The sequence below is a fragment of the Oryzophilus luti genome, assembly GCF_059726245.1.
On the sequence record NZ_AP040874.1, the window covers coordinates 2196466 to 2213209 of the forward strand.

Annotated in this window: 16 protein-coding genes; 11 read left to right on the plus strand and 5 right to left on the minus strand. The window is 59.9% G+C overall.

Annotated features, from left to right (window positions below; translation table 11 throughout):
• Positions 1–23: 23 nt before the first annotated feature.
• From AC6IZO_RS09400 to AC6IZO_RS09430, 7 genes are all read left to right on the plus strand, one after another.
• Positions 24–467: a hypothetical protein gene (locus AC6IZO_RS09400; RefSeq protein WP_497804537.1), complete on the plus strand. Its 444-nt coding sequence runs from the start codon at positions 24–26 to the stop codon at positions 465–467.
• Between the two features lie 406 nt (positions 468–873).
• On the plus strand, positions 874–1434 hold the full coding sequence (efp, locus tag AC6IZO_RS09405) for an elongation factor P (protein ID WP_497804538.1): 561 nt from the start codon (positions 874–876) through the stop codon (positions 1432–1434).
• Positions 1435–1534: 100 nt separating this feature from the next.
• Positions 1535–1900: a four helix bundle protein gene (locus AC6IZO_RS09410; RefSeq protein WP_497804539.1), complete on the plus strand. Its 366-nt coding sequence runs from the start codon at positions 1535–1537 to the stop codon at positions 1898–1900.
• Between the two features lie 40 nt (positions 1901–1940).
• Positions 1941–2243 (plus strand): acylphosphatase, encoded by a 303-nt coding sequence (locus AC6IZO_RS09415; RefSeq protein ID WP_497804540.1) that lies wholly within the window; start codon positions 1941–1943, stop codon positions 2241–2243.
• On the plus strand, positions 2243–2788 hold the full coding sequence (locus AC6IZO_RS09420; protein WP_497804541.1) for an adenine phosphoribosyltransferase: 546 nt from the start codon (positions 2243–2245) through the stop codon (positions 2786–2788). The genes AC6IZO_RS09415 and AC6IZO_RS09420 overlap by 1 nt, the downstream gene beginning before the upstream one ends.
• A 666-nt stretch (positions 2789–3454) precedes the next feature.
• On the plus strand, positions 3455–4663 hold the full coding sequence (locus AC6IZO_RS09425; protein WP_497804542.1) for a hypothetical protein: 1209 nt from the start codon (positions 3455–3457) through the stop codon (positions 4661–4663).
• Between the two features lie 364 nt (positions 4664–5027).
• Positions 5028–6446: a tetratricopeptide repeat protein gene (locus AC6IZO_RS09430; RefSeq protein ID WP_497804543.1), complete on the plus strand. Its 1419-nt coding sequence runs from the start codon at positions 5028–5030 to the stop codon at positions 6444–6446.
• A gap of 292 nt (positions 6447–6738) precedes the next feature.
• Here AC6IZO_RS09430 and AC6IZO_RS09435 read toward each other — a convergent pair whose 3' ends face one another.
• The 4 genes from AC6IZO_RS09435 to AC6IZO_RS09450 all read right to left on the minus strand — a co-directional run bounded on the left by AC6IZO_RS09435 (position 6739) and on the right by AC6IZO_RS09450 (position 10972).
• Entirely contained in the window at positions 6739–7116 is a 378-nt protein-coding gene (locus AC6IZO_RS09435) for a TraR/DksA family transcriptional regulator (protein ID WP_497804544.1), read from the minus strand.
• Between the two features lie 522 nt (positions 7117–7638).
• Positions 7639–9150, minus strand: coding sequence for a sigma 54-interacting transcriptional regulator (locus tag AC6IZO_RS09440; protein WP_497804545.1), 1512 nt, complete (start codon positions 9148–9150; stop codon positions 7639–7641).
• 226 nt (positions 9151–9376) lie between these two features.
• Positions 9377–10120: a GvpL/GvpF family gas vesicle protein gene (locus tag AC6IZO_RS09445; protein ID WP_497804546.1), complete on the minus strand. Its 744-nt coding sequence runs from the start codon at positions 10118–10120 to the stop codon at positions 9377–9379.
• 396 nt (positions 10121–10516) lie between these two features.
• On the minus strand, positions 10517–10972 hold the full coding sequence (locus AC6IZO_RS09450) for a hypothetical protein (protein WP_497809936.1): 456 nt from the start codon (positions 10970–10972) through the stop codon (positions 10517–10519).
• 42 nt (positions 10973–11014) lie between these two features.
• Here AC6IZO_RS09450 and AC6IZO_RS09455 point away from each other — a divergent pair, with 42 nt between their 5' ends.
• Both AC6IZO_RS09455 and AC6IZO_RS09460 read left to right on the plus strand, forming a co-directional pair.
• Positions 11015–11350: an AHH domain-containing protein gene (locus AC6IZO_RS09455; protein ID WP_497804547.1), complete on the plus strand. Its 336-nt coding sequence runs from the start codon at positions 11015–11017 to the stop codon at positions 11348–11350.
• 62 nt (positions 11351–11412) lie between these two features.
• On the plus strand, positions 11413–11931 hold the full coding sequence (locus AC6IZO_RS09460) for an imm11 family protein (protein WP_497804548.1): 519 nt from the start codon (positions 11413–11415) through the stop codon (positions 11929–11931).
• A gap of 456 nt (positions 11932–12387) precedes the next feature.
• Here the strand turns inward: AC6IZO_RS09460 and aroE are convergent, their stop codons facing one another.
• The gene (gene aroE, locus AC6IZO_RS09465) at positions 12388–14337 is read right to left on the minus strand and encodes a shikimate dehydrogenase (protein ID WP_497804549.1); all 1950 of its coding nucleotides are present in this window, start codon (positions 14335–14337) and stop codon (positions 12388–12390) included.
• Between the two features lie 206 nt (positions 14338–14543).
• Here aroE and AC6IZO_RS09470 point away from each other — a divergent pair, with 206 nt between their 5' ends.
• Positions 14544–15425, plus strand: coding sequence for a hypothetical protein (locus AC6IZO_RS09470; RefSeq protein ID WP_497804550.1), 882 nt, complete (start codon positions 14544–14546; stop codon positions 15423–15425).
• A gap of 159 nt (positions 15426–15584) precedes the next feature.
• Positions 15585–16454, plus strand: a complete 870-nt coding sequence (locus AC6IZO_RS09475) for a CBS domain-containing protein (RefSeq protein WP_497804551.1) — start codon at positions 15585–15587, stop codon at positions 16452–16454.
• Positions 16455–16744: the final 290 nt, after the last annotated feature.

Sequence of the window (16744 nt, forward strand, 5' to 3'; positions counted from 1 at the left end):
GGGACGCGGATCATCCAAACACCATGCCCATGACTTTCACCGACCGAACCCGTAAGCTCGTGCTCGCCACCGGCGCTCTGGTTTGCGCCATGGCTCTCATGCTTTACACCAGCCAGATCGCGCAGGGCTTTGTCGCCCGCGGCATGACCGAGCGCGTGCTCGGGCTGGCACAATTCGGCTCCGTGCTCTTCCTGGTCGCCATCGCCTTCAGCTTCGCCCGTCCAAAGATGGGCGCGGTTGCCGCCGCGCTTGGCGCGCTCAGCGGCCTGCCACTTGCCGCCGACTTCGCCATGCCGCTGCTCTTTCGCCGCGTCTTCCAGCAAGGTGAACCAGCCGAGAGCTTCTTCTACTACTTTGCCGGAGACCCCAAGGCGTGGCTGCTGATGCTCGCGCTCCTCGCCATGCTCGCCTTCTGCGCCCGCGAACTGCCGCGCCGCCCCAGCAGCCGCCCTGCCTGCTGCCAGTAGGCCGCCATCACCGTTCCCTTTGTCATCCTGAACAAGGCGCGCAGCCGTTAGGCTGGCGCCGACGCGAAGGCCCCCAGTGACATGCGCTCATCCCGTGACAGTTCTGGCTTTCTCTCCGCAGCGTCATTCTGAGGAGCCGGCTTCCCCGGCGACGAAGAATCTGCTGCTGTTCCCAATCTCCGCCACCATTTCCAAGCAGGTTCTTCGCTGCGCTCAGGATGACGCCTCGCACGGGTCCGGTGGCACCCCCGCGCCGCCATCGCATCCCCGCCTCTGAAAATTGATACAATGAACTGTTCGCCCCTGCCGCTGGCTTTGCTGGCGCCCCTGGCGACCCGCCTGCTGCTGCGCGGCCCGCGTCGCGCCCAGGAATTCATCAAGTTTTTGGTACAAGGAGCTTCTCGTCATGGCGATTCCCGCCACTCAACTGCGTCCCGGCATGATCATTAAGCACAACAACGAGCTGCACTCGGTGTTTTCCGTCGAGCACCGCACGCCCGGCAACCTGCGCGCCTTCATTCAGGCCAAGCTGCGCAACCTCAAGTCCGGCGCCATGTTCGAACACCGTTTCCGCTCCGCCGACGCGATCGAGAAGATCACCGTGGACGAAACCAAGATGGAGTTCCTCTACGCCGACGGCGACGATTTCTACTTCATGGACATGCAGACCTACGAGCAGTTGCCGCTGAAGCGCGAAATGCTCGGCGACGCCGTCGACTACCTCATCGCCAACCTCGAGATCACCGTCGAGTTCTACGATGACAAGCCGGTGGGCATCGAGCTGCCGCAGACCGTCGAGCTGACCGTAATCGAGACCGAGCCGGGCCTGAAGTCGGCGACCGCCTCCAGCGTGGCCAAGCCGGCCAAGCTTGAAACCGGTCTCGTGGTGCACGTGCCGCCGTTCATCAACGAAGGCGACAAGATCAAGGTGGACACCAGCGAAGGCGCCTACCTGAGCCGCGCGTAGGGCTCTGTTTTTCCGGGCCTTGCAGAGTGAACTTCTGGATTTTCGAATTTTCGAAATTCAATATTTTCGAATTTGAAAATCCAACGGGAGCACGAGCTTTATGAACCGGGACGAATTGCAGAAACGCACTCGTGATTTTGCAGTTCGTCTTGTTCTTTTGTTCAAGGCTCTTCCCAAGTCTCCGGAAGCCCCGGTTTTGGGAAGGCAGTTGCTTCGCAGTGGAACCTCTGTGGCGGCCAATTACCGCGCCACCTGCCGCTCACGCTCCCATCAGGAGTTTCTGGCTCGACTCGGGGTTGTAGTGGAAGAAATTGACGAAACCGTACTTTGGCTCGACCTGATGACAGCCAGCGGTATCGTCCCAACGCGACGGGTAGAGTCGCTCACGAAAGAGGCGTCCGAACTGCTCGCAATTTTCACCGCTTCTCAGCTCACCGCCAAACAGCGGGGGCGAGGGAGCCGTTAAATTTGAAGATATTGAAATTCGAAGATTCGAAAAATTGACTATGTCAAAAGCTGAAAGCGCGAAGAACGAAACGCGCAGGTATCTCGTCAAGGGTCGTGTTCAGGGTGTCGGGTTCCGCTGGTTCGTCGAGCGCGAGGCCAAGATCATCGGCGTCGCGGGCTGGGTGCGCAACTTGCACGACGGCTCGGTGGAGGCCGTGGCCTGCGGCACTGACGCGCAGCTCTCCGCCTTCTTCTCCAGGCTCCACATTGGCCCGCCTGCCGCGCGGGTCGATGAAGTTGAGGTTTCGCCGGCGCCGGATTTCACCGGATCTAATTCATTCTCCATCGAAGGGACCTGCTAATGTCCGCCAAGTTGACCATCAATCAGCCCGAGCTCAAGAAGATCATCCGCGCCGTCCCCGACTTCCCCAAGCCCGGCATTCTCTTCTATGACATCACCACGCTGCTGAAGGACGCGACCGGCTTCGCACAGGTCATCGACGCCCTCTCGGCCAACTATCTCGACAAGAAGATCGACGTCGTTGTCGGCATGGAAGCGCGCGGCTTCATCTTCGCGCCCACGCTCGCCTACCGCCTCAACGCCGGCTTTGTCCCCGTGCGCAAGCCCAAAAAGCTGCCTGCCGAGACCGTCAAGTGGACTTACGAACTCGAGTACGGCTCCGATACTCTTGAGATCCACAAGGACGCCATCAAACCCGGTCAGCGCGTGCTCATCGTCGACGACCTGCTGGCCACCGGCGGCACCGCCAAGGCCACCGCGGAGCTGGTCTCTTCGCTCGGCGCCGACATCAAGGGCATGGCCTTCATCATCGAGCTCGACTTCCTCAACGGCCGCCGGCAGCTTGGCCAGTATGACGTGGTCAGCCTGCTGCACTACGACAAGTAGCGGCGGCGTCTCTGAGTTTCACAAGAAAGCCCCGGCCTTGCGCCGGGGTTTTTCTGGTCTGCAACCGTCGCTCACTTCCGTTGATTCTTCTTCCCTTCTGCCATTGGCAATCGCGAGGGAGCGCCGATTCCTCTCGGGCTGTCATCCTGAGCGAGGCGCGCAGCCGCCAAGCTGAACACCGAAGCGAAGGGCCCCGGTGATGCGCATTCATCCCGTGACGTTTCAGGCTTTCTCTCCAAAGCGTCATTCTGAGGAGCCAGTCCTTCCGGCGACGAAGAACCTGTTGTTACCGTTCCCATCCAGTACCCGCCACCTCAACTTTGCACTTCGCAACACTACTGCGCGCCTCTCCGCGTCCAAACTGTAGAGATCAATCCGCAGATCAAGCACAACATCATGAACTTTACGATCGTCAATCGGTTCCTTCGCACTCTCGCCACCGCGACATTTCTCGCCTTGCTCTTCTGCTCGCTTATTCCGCTGATGTACGCGCAGGAGGCAACATCTACCAAGCCTTCCTCCTCCAGCGCCCCCGCACCGCAGGCGCCTCCCGCCGACGGCCAATTCGATGGCCCTCCCGGTCCGCCGCCAGACGGCCAAGACGGGCCTCCGGGACCGCCGCCCGATGGCGAGATGCAAGGCCCTCCCCCGGGAGGCCCCGGCGGCATGCGCCGATCCGCTTACAAGCTCAGTGGAGTCTTCTCCGCCGGCACCGGCGAGGCGAAGCTAGAACGCGGCGGCACCTATAAGTCCGACGCCCAGGATGTCTCCGCCATTTACGCGCATGACGGCGGCAGCATCTCGCTCACCGACGCCGAAGTTTCCACCAGCGGCCCCACCTCCTCGCAGGAGAACTCCAGCTTCTTCGGCCTCAACGCCGGGGTGCTGGCCGGAGCGGGCGGCAGCATTTCCATCACCGGAGGCAACATCAGTACCACCGGCACCGGAGCCAACGGCGCCTTCGCCAGCGGCAACGGCGCGCGCCTCAGCCTCACCAACGTCAACATCCGCGCCACGGCTGGCGGCGGACACGGCGTGATGGTTGCCGGCGGTGGCGCCATGTCACTCACCAACGTTTCCATGGAGACCTTTGGCGAACACGGCGCGCCCATCGCCACCGACCGCGGCGGCGGCAGCATCACCGCCACTGGCGGCACGCTCATCAGCCACGGCGAAGGCTCGCCCGCGCTCTATTCCACCGGCCAGATCACGGTCAGCAATGCCCGCATGCTCGCCGCCGGTTCGGAGGCCGCCGTCATCGAAGGTTCCAACTCCATCACCGTCAGCGACAGCACGCTGGCCGGGCAGAAGCTGTGGGGCGTCATGCTCTACCAGAGCTTCAGCGGCGACGCTCAGGGCCGCCAGAGCCAGTTCACCATGACCGGCGGCGAACTCTCTGCCGCCCAGGGCCCGCTGTTCTACGTCACCAACACCACTGGCACCATTCATCTGAATGGCGTCAAGCTCAACGCCGCCAGCGGCGTTCTCGTAAAGTCCTCTGCCGGACGCTGGGGGCGCAAAGGCTCCAACGGTGGCACCGCCATCCTGATCGCCGATCATCAGCAGCTCACCGGCGACCTGATCGTCTCCGATTCCACAAGCGCCATCCGCGCCACGCTCACCGGCCACAGCCATCTCACGGGCGCCATCCATGGAGCCTCGCTCTCGCTGGAGCCCGGCAGCCAGTGGACGCTCACCGCCGACTCCTCACTCGCCGCACTCGACGGCGCTACGCTTGGCAAGGATGGGCGCATCACCGGCATTGTCGGCAACGGGCACAACGTCACCTATCACGCCTCCGACCCGCATAATTTCTGGCTCGCGGGCAAGCGCTACCCGCTCGCCGGAGGCGGCGAACTGGTTCCTGCAAATTGAGCAGACTTCTCTCCCTGCTCTCCGCCCCGGCTCACGCCGGGGCTTTTTCTGGTCTGCAGCAGGCGCTCACATCCATTGCTTCTTCTTCTCTTCCACAATGCACAATCGCAAGGAAGCACCGCTTCCCTCTCTTGTCATCCTGAACGAGGCGCGCAGCCGTCAGGCTGCACGCCGAAGTGAAGGACCCCGTGGACGCGCACTCTTCCGTGGCGTTTCAGGCTTTCTCTCCATAGCGTCATTTCGCGGCACCCGTTCTTTCCGCAACAGAGGATTTACCGTGGTTACTTCCGGTTCTTCGCCGCCATTGCCTTGCCTCTCAAAATCTGCACCTCTCCCTCCCGAATTTGCTAATCTGGAGTCACCCATGCACAAATTAGCCCCCATCCTCGTTTTGCTTGCTGTCGTCGTGTCGGCCTCGGCGGTCACCGCGCCCGAGGAGCTTTCCGACTCTTCCAAGTTGTTCGGCTTTCCGTTGACCTCGTCGTCGCCCGCCGCGCTCAAGAGCCTGGCCGAAGGGCAGCTTGCCTTCGAAAAGCTCCAGCTTCCGCAGGCCATCGCGAGCATGCGTGCGGCGGTCAAGGCCGACCCTGACTTTGCCATGGCGCACCTGCTCATTGGCCGCATCAGCTACGACCCGACCGAGCGCCAGCATGAGTACGCCACCGCCAAGTCGCTCGCCGCCCGCGCCAGCAAGGACGAGCAGCTTTACATCGAGTGGCACGTTGCCGCCGAGGAAGGCCGCTTCGTCTCCGCCATCGCCGCCATGAACGAGCTGCTGGGTAAGTATCCGCAGAACAAGCGCCTGCTCTACGCTGCGGCACTTTTCTACGGCAACCAGAAGGCCTACGACCGCGCACTCGATTCCTGCAATCGCGCGCTCGCCATCGACCCGAATTACGCCACGGCGCTCAATCAGCTTGGCTATGAGTACGCCTACACGAGCCAGATCGAGAAGGCCATTCCGGTCATGGAGCGCTACATTGCGCTGATGCCCGGCGAGCCCAACCCCGAGGACTCCTACGCGGAGATCCTGCGCATGAACGGCCGCTACAACGCCGCGCTCGACCACTACCGCAAGGCGCTCGCTCTCGACGCCACCTTTGACTCTTCGCAGGCCGGCATCGCCGACACCCTGCAACTCATGGGACGCCAGGCCGAAGCCCGCCCGGAATACGACAAGGCCATCGCCATCGTCCCCGACGAAGCCAGCAAGATCATCTATCTCCAGCGCCAGGCCATCACCTGGGTGCGCGAGAAGAACTTCTCCGCCGCTGACAAGGCGCATATCGCCATTGCCGAGCGCGCGCATCGCGACCAGATGCCGAGCGTCGAGGCTGACACCCTGCGCGCCATGGCCCTCTACCAGCCGGACAACACCAAGGCTTTCTCACTGCTTGACCGTGCCGAGAAGGTGCTCAATGCCGGCGAAGTTTCCAAGGCCACACGCGCCGCTTCGCTCGCGCCGCTGCTGCGCGACCGCGTTCTGCGCGCCGTCCGCGCCAAACACATCGCCGATGCCGAACGCTGGCTCCAGCAGCTTCAGGCGCTCTCCGACGAAGCCAACCGCGAGGACGTGCTGGCCGCCTACGAAGTCGCCGACGGCGCCGTGCACCTCGCGCATGGCAAAACCGCCGAGGGCATCGCGCGGCTGAAGGAAGTCCCCGCCGATCCGCTGGCGCTGCACCTATTGGCCGCGCACCTGCCCGCCGCCGAAGCCGCAAAGGCCAAGGCGCACCTTGAGGGCATCCACGATGTCACAATTGAACAGGCCGTGACCCGCTAGCGTATTGCTCTGTTTTCTGAACAGCACAAAGCCCCGCTCGCGCGGGGCTTTCTCATCGGGTAGCCCTGGGCTTCAGCCCGGGGTCTCTTACGAAGGCAAGAAAGAATTTTCGCTCCTCGGCGAGACCTGTCATGGCGTAGCTCCAGCCACCTGCCGGAGCCTCTTCACTTCCGTATCTGTGTATGCAGGGCAAACCCCGCGCCGTGGTTGGCGCGGGGCAGGATGAGTGGAGGAGCTTCGCACGTCCTACGCGGCTCTCCTCGTTTTGCTGGGAATGTTGTGAGGGCAGCGGCTAGCTCCCGGTTTCTTCCTCTTGCAGTTCGCCGCGTTCCAGCTTCTCCTGGCAGTCGCGGCAATGCTGCGCCCACGGCACCGCCTCCAGCCGCTTGGGATTGATGGGGCCGCCGCAGGTGACGCACTCGCCGTAGGTGCCCTTCCCAATGCGCTTCAACGCCGCCTCGGCCATCTGCATCAACTGGCGGTCATTGCTGCTCTGGTGAAACAGAAACTCCTTCTGGTAGGAACTCTGCGCACGGTCTCCAATGTCCTGCGCAATATCGGTTTCCTCCGTGTGGCGGCCGTCTTCTGCGGTACGCACCACGTTCTGTTTCAGCCCGTGAATCCGCTCTTCCAACAAGTGCTTGAAGAAGTCCAGCTGCTTTTTGTCCATACGCCCTCGCGCTCGGGGCCGTGGTTTTCCGCCACCGGCAAACTCGGAATCATATGCGCGCCCCCTCACCCCGTCAACCGGAAGCTGAAGAACAAAGCTCGTATTGATCCGCCTCCTTGAAACTGACTGCTTGCTGGTCACTCTGGGATAAATCCGCGCTCGGGCAAAAAAGAAGCGGTCCGCTTGCGGACCGCTCTTTCAAGAGGCAAGTAAGGCGGGGAGGGTACTTCTGAGGAGACTAAGCGCGTTGCACTCCCCAGGGGGAGCGCAAGGATCGGCACCGTCGCGTGGGACGGCAGATTGAAGTCGTCATCAACACAGAATTGCCTCTTTCGTGTGCCTTTATCTGTGCACCCAAACCGCCAAACTCCCCTTCCCCTCCGATGAATCCTTTTCCTTCAACTATCCGTCGGAATTTGAGCAGCTTACCCAGTGTTACTTAGGTCCAACGGCCGGATTCTCGACACAATCTACCGCTTGACAGCCGCTCAATAGTGGCAAATAAGTTCCACTATTATTAATCTATTTACCCTTATTCTGCATTAAGTTACCCTCAAGGATTTTTATCTTATTGAGCAAAGCCTTGTAGCTCAAATTTAAAATCTTCGCGGCGACGCGGCGGTTCCATCTCGTTTGTTCCAGCACGCGCAGCATGGCCTCGCGCTCGGCCTGCCATGCCGCACGCCGTCCAATCTCCAGCAACGAAACCGGCTCCGCGTCGCCTGCCGCTGGGACCTCGGACAGCGGCCGCGCTCCTTCCGGATGAAGTGTGCTGGCTGCGTTTCCATCGCGGGCGCCAGCTTCGCTCTCGGTGCGAGAAAACATACCCGCAGGGGCCTGCTGAATTGCAGCTTCGGCGGGCTTGTGCGCATGCAGCTCGCGGACGATCTGCTCCTCCTTGCCCACGATGACGTAACGCTTCACAAGGTTTTCCAGCTCGCGTATGTTTCCCGGCCAGTGGTAGTCCATCATGCGCGCCACAGCCTGCTCGCTGAACGGCACCGCCGGCTTGCCGTAAGACTCGCTGTACTTGCGCAGAAAATAGTCGAGGAACAACGGGATCTCCTCGCGCCGCTCGCGCAGCGGAGGAATCTGTATGCTGACCACGTTGAGGCGGTAGAACAGGTCTTCGCGGAAGGTCCCTTCTTCCACGGCGCGCTCCAGTTGCTTGTTCGTCGCGGCCAGCACGCGCACGTCCACAGCAATGTCGCGCTTGCCGCCCAGCCGCGAGAATTCGCCGTCCTGCAGCACGTGCAGTAGCTTGGCCTGCAGCGCGGGATGCATCTCGCTGATCTCGTCGAGAAACAGCGTGCCGTTGTTGGCCAGGTCGAACTTGCCGAGCTTCTGGCGACTGGCGCCGGTGAAGGCGCCCGGCTCATAGCCGAACAGTTCGCTTTCCAGCAGCTCATAGGGAATGGCTGCGCAGTTCACCTTGACGAAGGGTTTGTCGCGGCGTCCGGACTGGCTGTAGATCATGCGCGCCACCACTTCCTTGCCCGTGCCGCTCTCGCCGCGTATGAGCACCGTGGCGGTTGTATCGGCCACCTGCTCGATCGTGTTCTTCACATCCTCCATGCTCGGCGAGGTGCCGAACATCAGCGTAAAGTCACCCTGCCGACGCACCTGATAGCGCATCTGCGATGCTTCCGAGGCGCCCTGCTTCTTCTCCAGCAGACGGCAGACACGTGTTTGCAACTCCTCATTCGGGCAGGGATAACCGAGAACGTCGTCGGCGCCCAGGCGTCCCGCCTTCAGCACCAGCTCCGGCTCCAGGCTGGTGCCCAGCAGCAGCACGGCGGTCTGGGGACGCAACTGGCGAACGCGCTCCAACGCCGCCAGCGACGCTTCCGGCTTGCGGCCCACATGCAGCAGCACCAGCGACGGCTCCACCTGGCGCAGCGTGCGCTCCGCGTCGTCGCCATAGCCGGAGTAATTCACCTCGCGGTCCTTGCGCTCCAGCGAGCTGGAAACAGCGCTCGCCACGCCCGCATCGCCACTGACCACCAGCAGCCGCATTTTGCCCACCACACTCATTCAACCGATCCTCTGCGTTCAGCGTTCTGCCAATGTCCGAGCTATCAGACCACCCCGGCGAGGCTTGCCGCCATTGTATTCAGCCCTTGGCGGATTGGAAGCGGAATATCCACTGTGGGTAGCGTGATTCACATTGCAGAATGGTTGCACATGGAGATGACGAAAGAAGGCGGCAAAACAGAAGGCCGGCACGTGGCCGGCCTGCAGGGTTACCCGATGCTTCTGCCTAGTTGCTGGCGGCGTTGGCGACTGTGCGCAGTTTGCCGGGCATGAAGTGGTACGGCGGCCAGGGACCGCTCAAGCTGATTTCGCAGTTCTTGAACTGGTGCATGGCGCTGGAGTAGCGATTCTGGTACTTGGCAACCGTGTCGTGGTCGATGAGGTGGGCAATATCGATCATGACGCCGCGATCCATCTTCTTGCACACGATTTCTTCCTGCAGCGGGTTAAACAGCTTGTGCACCTGCACGGAGAGAGCCCGGGCCTTGCTCTGGCGTTCGCGGTCGCGCGAGGCCTGCTCACGCAGGGCGCTCAGGTATTCGCCGCCGACCTTGGAGGGCAGCGCGTGCACGAGGGCCTCCGGAATGGCGGCGTTTTCGGGCACCATGACCTTGATGTGCATCTCCGCCTTGCCGCGCAGATGGGCCATGCTCTCAGCGAACGTTTTTTTGTTGGTGCGAACGGCGTGGCGCAGCGCTTCATCGGATTCAAAGACCGTGCCGAAGCGGAAGGGCAGCACGGTGGACAGCCGGAAGCACTCGCCCACCACGCGCGCGTGGTCGAGAATGGACTGTTGCGTGAACTGGGTTCCGGCAGCAAGTTCGCTCACCAGCACTACAAAATCTCCGCTGGGAAAGCCTTTGACTGCCTGGCCTGAGAGGCCTTTGAGAGGTTCAATGGGGAATGGGCGACGGACTCGGCCTTGCTGAAACGCGGCCTGCTCCGTGATGCAGTATGCGTACCACGCCATCTTCGTTTCTCCAACGATTCCGGGCGGGGGGATTGACTAACGCCGCGGGGTGATGATGCCCAGCACGTTCTATGATCGCCTGCACATAGCCGCTACGGTACATTTTCATCGTGCAGCGGCCAGACTACTGCTTTGTTTACTCTAGCGCGGAAGATGAGAATTGGCAAACGCGCTACCTTTGCGGACAAAGTGTATTTTCGGGCAGTTGAGCAGAATGGAACACACAGGCAAACGAACGCCCGCACACCCTATCACTTCAGTCCGGAGGAGGGGATGCGCCAACTCTGGGGCACCGGCAATCTCATCCCAGGTTAGCGCCGACTACGGGCGCGAACCTGGGGCACCCCGCTTCCGAGGAGAGCCGTGCCAACCATGACCCACTCAATGGATCAGTCGCTAGATGGAACCCCGGCGGTGGAGAAAGTACTCAATATCCCGGACCGATACGGGCCATTCTGAAATACGGTTTCCATCCGAATTGATGATTATTCGATCACTAATTAGGTTGTCCAAATTGAGAACATCGAAATTCTGTGGGAGATTGCCAAGAAACAGCAATTGGTTCTGGAAATAAACCCACTCATCTTCGCGATAGGCGCGCCAGATTTCCCAATTGGGCATGCATTTTGGGTCATCATAGTCGACAATCAATGCGACCTTTGGTCTTCCTTCACAAAGCGCCTTCAATTCGCGTAGCCAGTGAGCCTCGTAGTCCGCTTTGCTCCAGACGGACACATTGGCCACGAATTCTTCCATGCAATTTCCCAGCATGAGTCGGCCCGGAGCAGAGGGAATGGTTACGTCATCGAAGAGGTATTCCAGCGGTTCGTCCGTGAATTCAATCGAGAACATGCGTTTCAATGCCCAATCCAGTTAGAGTCGTACGCCGTAAGTGTGGGGCACTTTGCCTCTCTCCGCAACTGCCCAGAGTTGGGGGTACGACAGATTGAGGCCATCCGGCAATCTCATCCCAGGTTAGCGCCAACTACGGGCGCGAACCTGAGGCACCTGGCAGGTATGACACTCGGGAACAGCGCAAATGAGATACCTATAAGCAATGTGCTTCACCGCACATCGCACCCGTCAGCATATCATCAGATGGTTCTTGATAAACTCAATAATGCAGTTCAGGGCTTATCTGGTGAAAGAGCGCAACAGGCTTTGGTTCACGCCCTTGGCGAGATCAGAGCAAGAATTGAAAAAGCTCCTGAGATACTACGATGGAAATGAAATGGTATTGGGTCATCAGCTGCTGTAGTCCGTTCGAGAACGCATACGTGTCTGAACGGCACATGCTAATGGGCATTGAAAGCGACGATCTCTGGGCTGGTAAACCTGTTCAGAGCTGGATGGTAGGTGCATTTATACAAAGTGCTGATAGATCATGCGATGGAGTACCGGATGATGCTTTGCAAAATCATTTAGGACTCCCCATTTTTTCCAGGCGTCTCCGTTCACATTTGGAAGAAAATTCGATAGCGGGAATACAGTATCTTCCTATTAAGGTTTTACACGCAGATGGGGCGGATGCAGGAGAATTTGCGATTGCTAACATTTTGAATACCCCGCTGGCAATGGATCTGCAAGAGTCTGCGGTCGAGAGATTTCCTACCGATTACTTCATCCTTGAACGGAGAGGATTGATCTCCGGCGTGGCTCACGTGGTTCTCAGACGAGAGAAGATACGACAGGTCGATATAATACGCACCCGTGAGTATTTGCGACCAATTTACGTGTCCGAGAGGTTTGTGAGGCTGTTCGAGTCGCTGGGGTGCACGGGGTGGGCCTTTCAAGAAGTGGCGGTCAGTTAAGTTGTAAACTCACCGTGCGGAGAATGGGGGCAGGTCAGCGGCACTAGTGGCCTGAACCAAGCTTTCCATAATTTTCATGCTGCGCCCCTCCAGTTCTTTTAACTCCATATCTGACTTCACGCGCGTGTTCCATACTCACATGCGATTCGCAAATATGCAGACTCCGAACGCTCACACAAAGAGTACGAGGTCAGGACGCGGACCGCGAATGAATTCTTCAGGAACTCACTTGCTCAAAACGAGTGACCTGACTTATGCAGGGCAAGCAGACTTAGGATGAAACTCCGGCGGAAGACCTCTGTGCATGGCTTCTACGCAAAGCTCGTTGCAAGCTACGGTGCGGGCTTCGGGGCGACTCTTGCGAAGAATCACTCGTTGACGCTGGCGAAGACGAAAAGGCCGCCGAAGGATTCGGCGGCCTGGGTGAAACTCGACTGTTTCCGGTGAAACAAGCAGCTACTTCTTCGCCGCCTTCTTGGCGGGCTTGGCGGGCTTTTTCGCCGCGGCCGGCTTCGGCTTGCCCGCAGGCTTGGAGCCGTTCTTTGCCGGCTTGGCCGCAGACTTCGCGGCAGGCTTTGGCGCTGGCTTGGACTTGGCTGCCACGGCCTTGACGGCGGCCTTCGGCTTGCTGCCGTTGCTCTTCGTGGTCTTCGCCTCGGGCTTGGCTTCTTTCTTCGCCGGAGCCTTGACGGGCGCGGGCACAGCCTTGGCATGCTTCGGTGCTGCCTTCGACGCCGGTTTCGACACTGGCTTAGGCTCGACGTGGGCTTCCTCGGCTTCCGGCTCGGGAGCTTCCTCGGCAGCCTTCTGCTCGGCCTCTTCGGCGGCACGTTCGGCGGCGGCCATGCGTTCGGCCGCCAGTTCGGAGGCGGAACGCACGCCAAGCTGGCGCATCACCACCTGGCGCATGCCTTCGATGGGCGCGGGCTTGCCGGTCCAAATCTCAAACTGGCGTGCGGCCTGCTGCACAAACATTTCCACACCGCTGATGGTGGCCAGGCCCTTGGCGCGGGCCATCTTCAGCAGCTTGGTCTCCACCGGGTTATAGACCAGATCGTAGACCAGGCGAGCGTTCAGCTCCTTCTCTTCCAGCGGAGACTGCTTGTTGGCGCCCATGCCGACCGGCGTGGCGTTGATGATGACATCGAACTGCGACTTGGCGAGGTCCGACCGCTTGACCCAGGTGGCCTCCGCCTTGCGGGCCAGCGCCTGACCGGTGGCCGGCGTGCGGTTGCTGAGGAAGACCTCCGCCCCGCGCGACTTGCAGCCAAAGACAGCAGCGCGGGCCGCGCCGCCAGCACCAAGCACCAGAACCTTGGCGCCACTCAGCGCCACGCGCGCTTCCAAGGCCGCCACCAGACCGTAGACATCGGTGTTGAAGCCGAAGAGGCGGCCGTCGTGTCCGCGGACCACGGTGTTGCAGGCGCCGGACTGCTGCGTCTGAATGTCCGTGTTGTCCAGGTGCTCGAGGATCTCCTGCTTGTAGGGCATGGTGACCGAAGCGCCCGAGAGAGGAATGTCCTTGAGGCAGCCAAGCATGTCGCTGAGCTTTTTGGCGTGCAGCGCCAAGTAGACGGCGTTGACGTTCTCGCGGCGGAAGGCCGAATTCATGATGAGCGGCGACATGGAGTGCGAAATCGGGTCGCCGACCACGCCGTAAACCTTGGTAACGGCATCAACCTGCTCGATGCGGTAGAGGTCACGCATCTCGCGGAACTGAATCTGGCCGGGAGCAGTCTCTTCGCCCGCGCCGGTGGAGGCAAAGGTGAAGACGCTGCCGGCGCGCACGGAGAGCACGCGGCTGATAAGGCCCTGCTCGCCCATGCAGAGGCCGACCATGGCGTAGTTCTCGCTGGTGCGCTGCAGGAACTTCATCATCACCACGTTGTCATAAAGACAGGTGGCGGTGCCGACGACCTTGTAGAAGTCAGCCGGATAGGCCTTCATGCGTTCAAACGTCTCGTCGAGATGCTTGGTCGACTTGAAGTCATGGTGCGAGACGATGATGGCGGCCAGGTCCTTGAGCTGCTCGAAAGCCTCAGGCTTGAGCGTCTCAGCGGTCTCCAGTTCAAGGTCGATGGCCTGGAAGCCAATCTCGGCGGCCTTCTTCAAGACTTCCAACTCGCTGGCGACGGAGCCTTTGAAGCGTCCGCCGGCGACCACGCGCCGGCAGGTGGCTATGGCAATGATGTCGGGCCGGTAGTCGAGCAGGCGCTTGATCTTCTGCAACCCAGCCAATGGGTTGGCGAGATAGTCGAGGCGGAACTCAAGCAGGGAGGCCTCGCGCGCCAAGGCTTCGGCGCGCTCCACCATGGCGTTGGCATCGGGGCTGGCAACAGCAACACAGACCCGGGGCATACGCAGGCGCAGAGTACGGGCGGCAAAATTGACGTTCGGTGCGTTCATCTTCGGGGGAATGGTACAAGTGCCTCACCAGAGTTGCAACTGTCGCGTGTAAAGAAACCGAGGGACAATCCCGAAAATGTATCCAGTCAGTAACTTAGCTGGACCTTGGATACCTTGACCGGGGGGCTTCGGTTTGTTACGTTTCGGCAGTACCGGCGCGGGGTAGGTGCCGCAGTCTGTTTACCGAGTGGTAACGAGGAGGCTGAATGAAGAAGCTTTTAATTGTTTTCTTGCTCGCCAGCGGGGCACTGTACGCGCAATCGCCCCGGACGAACCGTGAGTATTATGCCGCCGCCTCCAACCGCCCCAGCCGCACGCAGATGCAGTGCTCCGGCTTCATCACCCATGCCAGCATCTCCAAGAGCCTGCATGTGATTGGCGGCGCTGAGTCTCCGAACGCCTCGCGTTTTGACCTCGGCCAGGACGTATTCCTTGCCGGGGGCCAGGTTGAGGTTGGCAAAAAGTATCAGGTGCTGCGCGAGATGAAGGACAGCAATCGGCAGACCAACTTTGGCGAACAGCTGAAGGAAACCAAGAAGCTGGGCGCCCTGTACCAGGAGATCGGCATTGTGCGGGTGACCAATACGGATCAGGGTATTGCCGCCAAAGTAATCTCCACCTGCGAATCGATCGTGGCCGGAGACTTCCTGGTTCCTTACGAACCGGAGCCGGAGCTGTACTATCGCGCCTCGCATGAGTTCAAGAAGTACGGCGTGCCGCGCGCGGAGAAACATGGCAGCATTCTGCTCTCCAAGGGCTTTGACACCATGCTTGGCACCGAGAGCATCGTCTACGTGAACCTCGGGGCCAACGCCGGTGTGGAACCGGGCGACTACCTGCGCATCGTCCGCAACTATGCGGCCAAGAACATGCCGGAGATTGATCGCATTTCGCTGAAGGCCGAGGTGGGCGAGGACACGCAGAAGGACCCGGCCGCCACCAGCAACCATGACCTGGAAAAGATGCCGGCGCGCGGCGTGGGTGAGGCCATTGTGCTGAAGGTAACACCCGACAGCGCCACCGCCCTGATCGTGCGCTCCGACGACCTCATCCAGCTCGGCGACGAAGTGGACCTGGAGCCGAGATAGCCGCGCCACGCTAAAGATTCTCCGCAAGACTACTGAAGCCGCGCACCATGCGCGGCTTCTGCATTTACCGGCGAAGGACGATTCGGCCCGCCCGACGCCAAACAGGTTGTGCCACTCCCGGTGTCTCTCTGCGCTATATTGCTTCCCGACGGAGGACCAATGGGATACGAACTCTGGACATCTCCAATCACAGGTTATCGCAGGACCGGCACGCGATTGTCAGAGCTACGCACGGCAGTAGCAGGTGGAATTCAGGCGGCCGCGATCTTCGAACCTATTCAATGCTGCCAAATGAACGCGCCTGCAGAAGAAATGAAGTGTTTATTGGAAGATCAAGGCTTTGATGTTGCAGGGGTAAGAGAAAAGCATGACGGCCCAGTAATTGGCTTCGTGCGACGAGAACGACTCGCCGGCGGAGTAATTCAACAATATGTGACCCAGATTCCTACCGAGGACTTGATCTCAGACTCAACCACTATCGAAGAAATCCTCGCGATCTTGGGGACAAGGCCTCACGTCTTTGTAGTGGCTGGTTCGGGAATAAAAGGCATCATTACGCGCGCGGACCTCAACAAGCCACCAGTTCGGGTTTACTTATTTGGACTCGTGTCTTTGCTTGAAATGCACCTTCGCTTTTGGGTGCGACGATCCTACGATGGCGAATCATGGATGGGAGCCCTAGCCGGAAGGAGAGTTGAATCTGCCAAGAGACTTCTGCGACTGCGCCAAAAGCACAACACGGACATCTCGCTCTTGGATTGCCTTCAGATTTGTGACATTCGCGACCTGGTGGTGAGGGTGGAAGACTTGCGAACAAACTTAGGCTTAGGCGACGAGGCAATGGCCAAGAATTTTCTTGGTGGTGTAGAGGATTTGCGAAACTGCCTAGCGCACAGTCAACACGATTTAATTGGGGATTTAACCTGGCAAAAACTCCTAGCGAATGTGGGGAACATCAAAACACTCGTCGAGAAATCCGACGAAATTATCGAAGCAGAGGCGAGGGCCAGTGCACAGGCCCAACATTAGCAATCAGTACCTGATCTATCCTTCACTCAATAGCTGATGACGAAGTGAAGTTCCTGTGCGCAGAGCGCGACTGACCGCTCCTTTGTAGGTCACCGAGGCTCCCCGTTTTCTAGACTTGGAGTTTTGCCAAGCATTTCCTTCATGCTGGCATCAGCGTCACATCTTGAGAATTCTTCCTCCGCGAAGGATGCGATAGAGAGGGCCTTCGCTGTGTTCTGAATGACAGACGAAATGGGAATTGAAAAGGCCGCCCGGGGAGGCGGCCTTCGCTGGTTGTGGCATGCAATGGC

Bases quoted from the DNA above. Each gene is read 5' to 3' on its own strand.
- AC6IZO_RS09400 (WP_497804537.1), top strand. From the start codon at position 24: ATGCCCATGACTTTCACCGACCGAACCCGTAAGCTCGTGCTCGCCACC.
- efp (WP_497804538.1), top strand. From the start codon at position 874: ATGGCGATTCCCGCCACTCAACTGCGTCCCGGCATGATCATTAAGCAC.
- AC6IZO_RS09410 (WP_497804539.1), top strand. From the start codon at position 1,535: ATGAACCGGGACGAATTGCAGAAACGCACTCGTGATTTTGCAGTTCGT.
- AC6IZO_RS09415 (WP_497804540.1), top strand. From the start codon at position 1,941: ATGTCAAAAGCTGAAAGCGCGAAGAACGAAACGCGCAGGTATCTCGTC.
- AC6IZO_RS09420 (WP_497804541.1), top strand. From the start codon at position 2,243: ATGTCCGCCAAGTTGACCATCAATCAGCCCGAGCTCAAGAAGATCATC.
- AC6IZO_RS09425 (WP_497804542.1), top strand. From the start codon at position 3,455: ATGCGCCGATCCGCTTACAAGCTCAGTGGAGTCTTCTCCGCCGGCACC.
- AC6IZO_RS09430 (WP_497804543.1), top strand. From the start codon at position 5,028: ATGCACAAATTAGCCCCCATCCTCGTTTTGCTTGCTGTCGTCGTGTCG.
- AC6IZO_RS09435 (WP_497804544.1), bottom strand. From the start codon at position 7,116: ATGGACAAAAAGCAGCTGGACTTCTTCAAGCACTTGTTGGAAGAGCGG.
- AC6IZO_RS09440 (WP_497804545.1), bottom strand. From the start codon at position 9,150: ATGAGTGTGGTGGGCAAAATGCGGCTGCTGGTGGTCAGTGGCGATGCG.
- AC6IZO_RS09445 (WP_497804546.1), bottom strand. From the start codon at position 10,120: ATGGCGTGGTACGCATACTGCATCACGGAGCAGGCCGCGTTTCAGCAA.
- AC6IZO_RS09450 (WP_497809936.1), bottom strand. From the start codon at position 10,972: ATGTTCTCGATTGAATTCACGGACGAACCGCTGGAATACCTCTTCGAT.
- AC6IZO_RS09460 (WP_497804548.1), top strand. From the start codon at position 11,413: ATGCTAATGGGCATTGAAAGCGACGATCTCTGGGCTGGTAAACCTGTT.
- aroE (WP_497804549.1), bottom strand. From the start codon at position 14,337: ATGAACGCACCGAACGTCAATTTTGCCGCCCGTACTCTGCGCCTGCGT.
- AC6IZO_RS09470 (WP_497804550.1), top strand. From the start codon at position 14,544: ATGAAGAAGCTTTTAATTGTTTTCTTGCTCGCCAGCGGGGCACTGTAC.
- AC6IZO_RS09475 (WP_497804551.1), top strand. From the start codon at position 15,585: ATGGGATACGAACTCTGGACATCTCCAATCACAGGTTATCGCAGGACC.